An 8,468-nucleotide genomic window follows, 5' to 3' on the forward strand; every position below is an offset into this window, starting at 1 on the left:
GCACACCGCCGCCGGGTCAGCGCGACCGTCCGGCGGCGGGGAATCCGCCGTCACCGCGCCGGGCGGGCCAGCCAGTGGTACTGGCGTTCGGGGCGGCCCGTGCCGCCGTAGCGAAGACGTACCTCCGCGCGGCCCGTCTCGGCGAAGTGTTCGAGGTAACGCCGGGCGCTCGGCCTCGACAGGCTGGTCAGACGCGCGCACTCGGAGGCCGAAAGGCCCTCGGGGTGCGCGGTGAGCGCGTCGCGGACCAGCTCGGCGGTCTGCTCGGTGAGTCCTTTCGGCAGGGTTGCCGTGCCGGGTGTCCTCCCGCCGAACACGGCGTCCACGTCCTGTTGCCGGGCGGCCGCGTCGGCCGAGAGGCGCTCCAGTGCGCGGTGCCGTGAGCCGACGTGGTCGAGCTGCTCGCGCAGCGCGGGATAGGAGAACGGCTTGATGAGGTAGTGCGCCGCGCCGCCGCGCAACGCCTGGCGCACCGTGTCCACGTCGCGCGCGGCGGTGATCACGACCACGTCGACGTCCGAGGTTTCCCGCTCGCCGCGCAGTTCCCGCAACACCGCGAGGCCGTCGAGGTCGGGCAGGTAGATGTCGAGCAGCACGAGGTCGGGCCGCAGGTCGCGGGCCGCCCGCAGCGCCTCCGCGCCGGTGTGCGCGGTGCCCACCACGTCGAACCCGGGGGTGCGGCGGACATAGCCGCCGTGCACCTTCGCCACCATGAAGTCGTCGTCGACCACCAGCGTCCGGATCACGGGCTCACCCTCTCCGGGGCGCGGACGTAGGGCAAGGTCGCTGTGAGCACCGCCCCGCCGTCGTTGCGCAGCTCGACCGAGCCGCCACGCCGCCGGCACGCCTGCCGCGTCAGCGCGAGGCCGAGGCCGCGCCCGCCGCCGTGCTCGGCCGCCTTGGTGGTGAATCCGTGGGTGAACACCTCGGTCGCGATCTCGGGCGCCACGCCCGGTCCCGAGTCGCGCACCCGCACCGACACGGCGTGGTCGTCCTGCCGGATGTCCACCTCCACGAACGCCTCGGCCGCACCGCCGGAACGTGCCGCGTCGAGCGCGTTGTCCACGAGGTTGCCGAGCACGGTGACGAGGTCGGACGACAGCCGCTCGTCGGCCTCGCCCAGCGCGCTGTCCTCGGTCAGGCGCAGGCCGACGCCCTGCTCGGCGGCGAGGCTGGCCTTGGCGATCAGCAGCGCCGCCACGGCCGTGTCGTGCACGCGGGCGCCGACGTGCTCGTGCCACTCCTCGCGGGTGCGTCCGATCAGGTCGACGTAGTCGCGGACCTCGTCGTACTCGCCGAGTTCGATCAGCCCCGCGATGGTGTGGAGGCGGTTGGTGAACTCGTGTGCCTGGGCGCGCAGCGTGTCGGTGGAGCGGGTGGCGGCCTCCAGTTCCTCCCGCAGCGTCGTCAGCTCGGTGCGGTCGCGCAGGGTCACGACGGCGCCGAGGGTCCGGCCGGACCGCTCCACCGGCATCCGGTTGAGGACGAGCACCCGTCCCGCCCGCAGCACGATCTCGTCGGTGCCGCCGGTCCGGCCGGTCAGCACCTCGCGGAGCCGGGAGCTGATGTCGAGTTCGTCCACGGTGGCGCCGACACAGTCGTCCGGCAGGGTGAGCAGCGTCCGCGCGTGGTCGTTGACCAGCGTGATCCGGTGTTGCTGGTCGAGGGCCACCACACCCTCGCGGATGCCGTGCAGCAGCGCCTCCCGATGTTCCACCAGCCCGGTGATTTCCCGGGGCTCCAGGCCGAGCGTCTGCCGCTTCACCCGGCGTGCCAACAGCAGCGATCCGGCGATGCCCAGCACAGTCGCGATCCCGATCAGCGCGAGCGTGTCGGCGGGCCGGTTCGCCGCGCTCTCGAAGAGGCCGGGTGTGCGTGTGCCCGCGACGACGATCCCGGTCAGGGCTCCGTCGTCGCCGATCACCGGAACGTGGGCCTGAAGGGAGTCGCCGACCGTCCCGACCCAGGCCCTGCCCCGCTCGGCGGTGCTCGCGCCCAGCGGCAGGGCGGTGCGGAGCTGGTCCGGGTCCGGGGAGGTCAGCACCGTGCGGTCCGGACCGGTGATGATGACGTGGTCCACGCCCGACAGGCTGCGCGCGCTCTCGGCGAAGACGGGCAGCGCGTCTCGGTTCACCGGGTCGGCCAGGCTCCGCCGCATCCCGGGTGTGGCCGCGACGCGTTCGGCCACCGACAGCAGCTTGCGCCCTTCGACGTCGGTGAAGTTCGCCCGCGACTCCAGCACCGAGAAGCCGACCACGCAGCCGAGCACGGCGAACACGATCACCAGTTGCCAGCCGAGCAACTGCCGGGCCAGCGATGGCCTGCCACGCATGGGCCTCACTATGACACCCGCGACGGCCCCCCGGGCGTGACCACAACGACCACAACAACCGTTGTGCGCGCAACCGAGACAGGTGCGTGCGTGCGGCGCAGGATGTCCCCCGGCCCGGCGCGACCCGGGCCGTCCGAGTGTCGAGGCTCACAGTGAGGTGAGAATGAGCAGACCGAAGACGTGGTTGTCCGTGCTCTGCGCGGCGCTGCTCGTCCTGGTGGTGCCGCCGCTGGTGTCAGGCGGCGACGACGACACGGGAACGCGCATCCCCGGGCTGCGCTTCCTCGTGCCGAACACTCCCGGCGGCGGGTACGACATCACCGCGCGCACGGCGGCCAAGACCATCGAGGACAACGACCTCAACGGGCCGATCGAGGTGTTCAACCTCCCCGGGGCGGGCGGCACGGTCGGACTCGGCAGGATCGTCGGCGAGCGCGGCAACGGCAGGCTCGCGATGTCGATGGGACTGGGCGTGGTCGGCTCGGTCTACACCAACTCTTCGCCCGCCACGCTGGACGACACCACGCCGATCGCGAAGCTGACCGAGGAGTCGGACATCATCGTCGTCGGCAAGGACTCGCCCTACCGCGACATCGGGCAGTTGCTCGACGCGTGGCGGGCCGACCCCGGCGGCATGCCCGTGGGCGGCGGGTCGTCCCCGGGCGGGCCCGATCACCTCGCGCCGATGCTGACCGCCGAGGCGGTCGGCCTGTCCCCCACCGAGGTCAACTACATCTCCTTCGACGGGGGCGGCGAGCTGATGGCGGCCGTGCTCGGCGGAGAAGTGGCGTTCGGGGTGTCCGGCATCGGTGAGACCCGCGACCAGATCGAGGCCGGGGAACTGCGTGCGCTTGCGGTGACCGCGCCGGAGCGGGTGCCGGGCATCGACGCGCCGACGCTGCGCGAGGCCGGGGTCGACGTCAGCTTCACCAACTGGCGCGGCGTCGTGGCCCCGCCCGGACTGTCGGCCGAGGCACGCGACCGGCTCATCGACCTGTTCACCCGCCTGCACGGCACCGAGCAGTGGCGCCAAGCGCTGCGGCGCAACGGGTGGAGCGACGCGTTCGCCACCGGGGACGAGTTCGCGTCCTTCCTCGCGGACGAACGGGACCGGGTGGTCTCGGTGCTGACGGAGCTGGGGCTGGCATGAGCACGACGACACACGACGACGCGGCGCGCCCCGCCCGGGGGCGGCACTGGTGGCGGGAACACTCCGAACTCGGCCTGTGCGCGTTCCTGCTGCTGCTCGGGGCGCTTGTGCTCACCGACGCGCTGACCCTGTCCACCGACTTCACGCAGCGTGGTCCGCTCGGGCCCACCGCGGTGCCGATGGTGGTCGGCTCGCTGCTCGTGCTGGTGGCCGTGCTGCTCGCCAGGGACGTGCTGCGCGGCGGGCGCGGTGAGGCCGAGGGCGGAGAGGACGTCGACCTCGACACCGCCGTGGACCTGCGCACCGTGCTGCTGCTGTCCGGGGTGTTCCTCGCCAACGCGGTGCTGATCGAGCTGATCGGGTTCCCGGCGTCCTCGGCGCTGTTGTTCTGGGGCGCCGCCTACGCGCTCGGCAGCCGGAACACGGTGCGCGACCCGCTCGTGGCCGCCGGTGTCTCGGTGCTGACCTGGGTGGCGTTCGACCGGTTGCTCGGCGTCCCGTTGCCCACCGGACCGCTGATGGGGGTGGTCTAGTCATGGAGACGATCTCACTGCTGCTGGACGGGTTCGGCGCGGCGCTGACCCCCGCCAACCTGGCCTTCGCCGCCCTCGGCGTGGTGCTCGGCACCGCGATCGGAGTGTTACCGGGTATCGGCCCCGCGATGGCCGTGGCCCTCCTGCTGCCCGTGACCTACGGACTGGAACCCACGGCGGCGTTCATCATCTTCGCGGGCATCTACTACGGCGGGATGTTCGGCGGGTCGACGACCTCGATCCTGCTGAACACGCCGGGAGAGAGCGCCTCGGTGGTGACCGCCATGGAGGGCTACCCGATGGCGAAGCGCGGCCGGGGGCCGCAGGCCCTCGCGGCCGCGGCGATCGGCAACTTCGTCGGCGGCACGGTCGGCACGCTCGCACTGGTGTTCCTCGCGCCGATCGTCGCGTCGCTGGCGGTCAACATCGGGGCTCCGGACTACTTCGCCGTGATGGTGCTCGCCTTCGTCGCGGTGACCTCGGTGCTCGGCCGGTCCCGCGTGCGCGGGTTCGCCTCCCTGCTGACCGGGCTCACCATCGGGTTGATCGGGCTCGACGTGCTCACCGGGCAGGAGCGGCTGACGTTCGGTTCGCTGCACCTTGCCGACGGGATCGATGTCGTGATCGTGGCCGTCGGGCTGTTCGCCGTGGGGGAGTCGCTGTGGGTGGCCGCGCGCCTGCGCCGCACACCCGAGCGGGCGCTGCCCGTGGGCAGGCCGTGGCTCGGACGCGACGAGCTGCGGCGCACCTGGCGCCCGTGGCTGCGGGGGCCGGTGATCGGCTTCCCGTTCGGCGCGATTCCCGCGGGCGGTGCGGAGATCCCGACGTTTCTGTCCTACGTCACCGAGAAGCGGCTGTCGCGCCACCGCGACGAGTGGGGACACGGCGCCGTCGAGGGCGTCGCGGGCCCGGAGTCGACGGCGAGCGCGTCGGCCGCGGGCACGTTGGTCACGATGCTGACCCTGGGCCTGCCCACCACGGCGGTGGCCGCGGTGATGCTGGCGGCGTTCCAGCAGTACGGCATCCAGCCCGGCCCGTTGCTGTTCGAACGGGAGGCGAGCCTGGTCTGGACGTTGATCGCCAGCCTGTTCGTGGGCCTGGTGCTGTTGCTGGTCATCAACCTGCCGCTGGCGCCGCTGTGGGCGAAGCTGCTGCGCATTCCGCGTCCGTACCTCTACGCCGGGATTCTGTTCTTCGCCTCCCTCGGGGCCTACGCGGTGGGTGGCCAGCCGATCGACCTGGTGCTGCTGTTCGTGATCGGCGTGATCGGGTTCGTCATGCGCCGGTACGGGTTGCCGGTGTTGCCCGCCGTGGTCGGGGTGATCCTCGGGCCCGCTGCCGAGTTGCAGATGCGGCGGGCGCTCCAGATCAGCGAAGGCGACCTCGTCGGGCTGGTGAACTCGCCGATGGCCGTGACGGTCTACGCCGTCGTCGCGCTCGTGCTGCTGTGGCCGGTGCTGCGCCCGCACGCGCGCCGGGCACTGGACCGCCGTCGCACACCCACGCCGCGCTGACCGGTGCGAGTCCGGCTCCGCCCCCGCACCCGGCTCCGCGGGGTCTCCGTGCCGGGGGCGGAGCCGGTCACGCGTCGGAGGTGGCGCCGGTCACGGCTCGGCGACGCGTGCGCAGTCGGCGAGGACGCGCTGGAGGTGCACCCCGCGTGTGACGTCGCAGGGGTGGGTGCGGATGCCGCTGTCCACCAGCGCGGCGAGATCGTCGAGCAGCGCGGTGTACGAGGTGGCCGCGCCGTCGGGCTCGCGGCCGAGCAGCCGCAGCCCGTGCTCGCCGTACACCGCGAACTCGACCGCCGTCGGGGTGACGGGCAGGCGTGCGGCCAGCGTGGCGGTACTGGTCGCCCCGCCCGCGTGTTCGAACAGCACGTGCCACAGGTCGCCGTCGGTGTGCCGCGCGGCGAGCACCGAGGTGATCTCGCCGAGCGCGGCGTCGAGCAGGTCGAACACGTGCGGGCCGATGTCGCCGAGCGCGCCCAGTTCGTGCCGCCACACGGCGTTGCCGTACCGGTCGGACAGCAACGCGCCGGAGAGCCAGCGCCCGCTGCCGCCCGCCCAGCCACCGACGTCGGCGAGCCCGGCGAGCCAGTCCCGCGTCGGCAACGCGTACCGCAGGGTCAGCATGAGTAGTGCCGCCACACCGGCGTCGGCCACCGACTCGGCCACCCGCTCGGCGCGGGCGAGGTCGGGCGCGAGCGGCTTCTCCAGGATCAGGTGCTTGCCCGCGCGTGCCGCGTGCGGAGCGAGTTCGGCCTGCACCGACGGCGGGACGGCGAACGCGACCGCGTCGACCCTGTCGAGCAGGTCCTCGAAGCTACCGGCCACCTCGGCGGCGTGCTCGTGCGCGAGCGCGGTCGCCGCATCGGGCCGTCGCGTCCATACGGCACTGAGCACGGTCGCGGGGTGATCGGCCAGGCCGGGTGCGTGCACCCTGCTCGCCCACGAGCCCGCACCGACCAGCCCGACTCGGAGCTGGGAATCCACGAGCGCAGGGTATCGGCCCCGCCGCCGGTCGGCGCGCGGGCGGGTACGCGTGGGGTCTCGCGGAGTGCCGGACGTGGAACGCGAGGGCGAACTCGGGCCGTGGTGCCCGGGTTCACCCTCGCGCACACGGCGATTCAGCGGCGGTAGTCGTCGTACCCGTCGTCGTACGGGTCCTCGTACCGGTCCTCGTCCTCATGGCTGTCGTTCGACGAGTTGCTCGACAGCTCACGTTGCAGTGCATCGAAGTCCGTGGTGGGAACGCTGTACTTGAGCTCCCGGGCCACTTTCGTCTGCTTGGCCTTAGCTCGGCCGCGCCCCATGGCTCGACCCCCTTGCACAGGGGCGGGGCGGCCGGGGGAAATCGGCGGCCCCGCGTCGTCTCGACTACTTTCCTCAATACACCGTACCGTGCCGACCGGCGGCCGTGCGACGTGGCACGGTGTGCGACGGCTGACAGTATCTCCCGACTTCCCGGCGCGGGACCAGCCGGTGCCCGGCGATCGTCGCCGACGTGTCACGATTCACGGGTGCTTCGTCCGTTCGCGGCCTACCTCCGGGTGTACGAACCGCTCTCGGTCTTCGGCGACCCCCCGGACGCGCTGCTGGAGAAGGCCGTCGAGACGGCCGAGCTGTCCCCCGGCGACGCCGTCGCCCGCGAGCAGGAGCTGTGGCTGCGGTCGCAGGTCTCCAGCCCCGCGCGTGTGCTGCCCGCCGAACGGCCGGACGGTCGGCCGACCACCAGCGCGCTGACGGACGTACTGGTGCTCGACCCCGGCGAGGTGCCGGTGACCGACACCGATCTCGACCTCGGTACGGAGCCGCTGATCTGCCCGCTCGAGGTGCGCGTCCGCGCGGCCGCCGCGCTGACCAGCTTCCTCGACGAGTCGCACCCCGCGCTGCGGGCGGCGGTGCTCGATTCGAGCGGTGTCTCGGCCGAGGAGGTGCGCGGCCGGGCCAACGCGGCCCTGCGTGACCTGCGCGGGACGACCATGCACGTGCTGTCCACGAACTGGACCGTGCCGTTGCCGTGGTTCACGCTCGTCGACCCGGACGAGCGTCGCATCGTGCTCGGCACGGGACCGGACGACCCGATCCGGGAAGTGTCCTGGCGGGTGGCGATGTCGGAGGCACAGGACCGCGTCATCGAGGCCGAACACCTGGTCTCCGAGGTGGTGGGGGACAGCGGCGGCCCCGCGCGCATCCTCGCCGAGACCCGGCGTTGGCTGGCCAACTTCCACCCGAATTCCGCCGTGGAACTCGACTACGGCGGCCTCGTGCAGCTCATCGAGGACCCGGTGCTGGCCACCGACACCTCGGCCGACGAGGTGCACGCCATCCTCGACGCCCTGCGCCGCAACGCGGTGGACGAGGTGTCCGAGGCGTTCGAGAACCTGCGCGACTACTGGGGCGAGCTGGCCTCGCGCGAACGCTTCAACTGAGCGCGGTGTCGAGTGCGGTGTCCAGCGCGGCGGCGCACGCGGTGCCCAGAGGGTGTCGCTGGCACGCAGCTCGCCGACGGTTCCCTCGAAGACGACCTGCCCTCCGTGATACCCGGCTCCGGGGCATGCGCTCGGAGCGAATCAACACCGCGTTGCCACTGAAGAAGATGGGCATGGACTCCCTGATGTTCATGGAGTTCCGCAACCGGGTCGAGCACGAGTTCCAAATCAACTCCCACCGTGAAACTCCTGAACAACGGATCGATCACGACGGTGGCCCAGAACGTCCGCGAATCCCTGTCCACCGAGTCCGCGTCCGCACGCAGGGCCGAGTCCGAAGCCGTGGACACCGGAGGGTCCGTGAATCCGGGTTACCCGACGACCCGGGCACCGAGCGGCGCGATCCGGAACCCGCCTCACCCGCGACGCCGCGGTCGATCAGGTCGAGGGAGGCTGGTCGAGCTGGCGGCGGCGGTGCTGGGCATGCGCTCGGAGCGAATCAACACCGCGTTGCCACTG

The 8,468-nt window shown here is 72.3% G+C and carries 9 protein-coding genes and 1 pseudogene; 6 read left to right on the plus strand and 4 right to left on the minus strand.

Going from position 1 to position 8,468, the window contains the following annotated elements; all coding sequences use genetic code 11:
• Nucleotides 1-50: 50 nt before the first annotated feature.
• Both SACSA_RS0116805 and SACSA_RS0116810 read right to left on the minus strand, forming a co-directional pair.
• Nucleotides 51-746 (minus strand): response regulator, encoded by a 696-nt coding sequence (locus SACSA_RS0116805; protein WP_019818911.1) that lies wholly within the window; start codon nucleotides 744-746, stop codon nucleotides 51-53.
• Complete coding sequence (locus SACSA_RS0116810; protein ID WP_019818912.1) at nucleotides 743-2,332, minus strand: sensor histidine kinase; 1,590 nt, start codon at nucleotides 2,330-2,332, stop codon at nucleotides 743-745. The genes SACSA_RS0116805 and SACSA_RS0116810 overlap by 4 nt, the downstream gene beginning before the upstream one ends.
• Nucleotides 2,333-2,495: 163 nt before the next feature.
• Between SACSA_RS0116810 and SACSA_RS0116815 the strand changes: the two genes are divergently transcribed.
• The 3 genes from SACSA_RS0116815 to SACSA_RS0116825 are packed head-to-tail and all read left to right on the plus strand — an operon-like array spanning nucleotide 2,496 to nucleotide 5,529.
• Entirely contained in the window at nucleotides 2,496-3,482 is a 987-nt protein-coding gene (locus SACSA_RS0116815) for a Bug family tripartite tricarboxylate transporter substrate binding protein (protein WP_019818913.1), read from the plus strand.
• Nucleotides 3,479-4,015: a tripartite tricarboxylate transporter TctB family protein gene (locus SACSA_RS0116820; RefSeq protein WP_019818914.1), complete on the plus strand. Its 537-nt coding sequence runs from the start codon at nucleotides 3,479-3,481 to the stop codon at nucleotides 4,013-4,015. Before SACSA_RS0116815 ends, SACSA_RS0116820 begins: the two co-directional genes overlap by 4 nt.
• Before the next feature lie 2 nt (nucleotides 4,016-4,017).
• Entirely contained in the window at nucleotides 4,018-5,529 is a 1,512-nt protein-coding gene (locus SACSA_RS0116825; protein ID WP_019818915.1) for a tripartite tricarboxylate transporter permease, read from the plus strand.
• 90 nt (nucleotides 5,530-5,619) lie between these two features.
• Here the strand turns inward: SACSA_RS0116825 and SACSA_RS0116830 are convergent, their stop codons facing one another.
• Nucleotides 5,620-6,510: a Gfo/Idh/MocA family protein gene (locus SACSA_RS0116830; RefSeq protein WP_019818916.1), complete on the minus strand. Its 891-nt coding sequence runs from the start codon at nucleotides 6,508-6,510 to the stop codon at nucleotides 5,620-5,622.
• 134 nt (nucleotides 6,511-6,644) lie between these two features.
• A complete protein-coding gene (locus SACSA_RS0116835) occupies nucleotides 6,645-6,830 on the minus strand; it encodes a DUF3073 domain-containing protein (protein WP_028661962.1) in 186 nt (61 codons plus the stop codon).
• Between the two features lie 207 nt (nucleotides 6,831-7,037).
• On the opposite strand from SACSA_RS0116835, the gene SACSA_RS0116840 reads away from it, so the two are divergent.
• The 3 genes and pseudogenes from SACSA_RS0116840 to SACSA_RS26915 all read left to right on the plus strand — a co-directional run.
• Entirely contained in the window at nucleotides 7,038-7,949 is a 912-nt protein-coding gene (locus SACSA_RS0116840; protein ID WP_019818918.1) for a hypothetical protein, read from the plus strand.
• A 125-nt stretch (nucleotides 7,950-8,074) separates the two neighbouring features.
• Nucleotides 8,075-8,167 (plus strand): annotated as a pseudogene (locus SACSA_RS27215) (acyl carrier protein); the annotation flags it as partial.
• 22 nt (nucleotides 8,168-8,189) lie between these two features.
• The coding region (locus SACSA_RS26915; RefSeq protein WP_232212982.1) for a hypothetical protein at nucleotides 8,190-8,468 on the plus strand (279 nt) is incomplete at its 3' end.

The organism is Saccharomonospora saliphila YIM 90502 (genome assembly GCF_000383795.1).
Taxonomy (GTDB): domain Bacteria; phylum Actinomycetota; class Actinomycetes; order Mycobacteriales; family Pseudonocardiaceae; genus Saccharomonospora; species Saccharomonospora saliphila.

Bases quoted from the DNA above. Each gene is read 5' to 3' on its own strand.
- SACSA_RS0116820 (WP_019818914.1), top strand. From the start codon at position 3,479: ATGAGCACGACGACACACGACGACGCGGCGCGCCCCGCCCGGGGGCGG.
- SACSA_RS0116825 (WP_019818915.1), top strand. From the start codon at position 4,018: ATGGAGACGATCTCACTGCTGCTGGACGGGTTCGGCGCGGCGCTGACC.
- SACSA_RS0116835 (WP_028661962.1), bottom strand. From the start codon at position 6,830: ATGGGGCGCGGCCGAGCTAAGGCCAAGCAGACGAAAGTGGCCCGGGAG.
- SACSA_RS0116810 (WP_019818912.1), bottom strand. From the start codon at position 2,332: ATGCGTGGCAGGCCATCGCTGGCCCGGCAGTTGCTCGGCTGGCAACTG.
- SACSA_RS0116815 (WP_019818913.1), top strand. From the start codon at position 2,496: ATGAGCAGACCGAAGACGTGGTTGTCCGTGCTCTGCGCGGCGCTGCTC.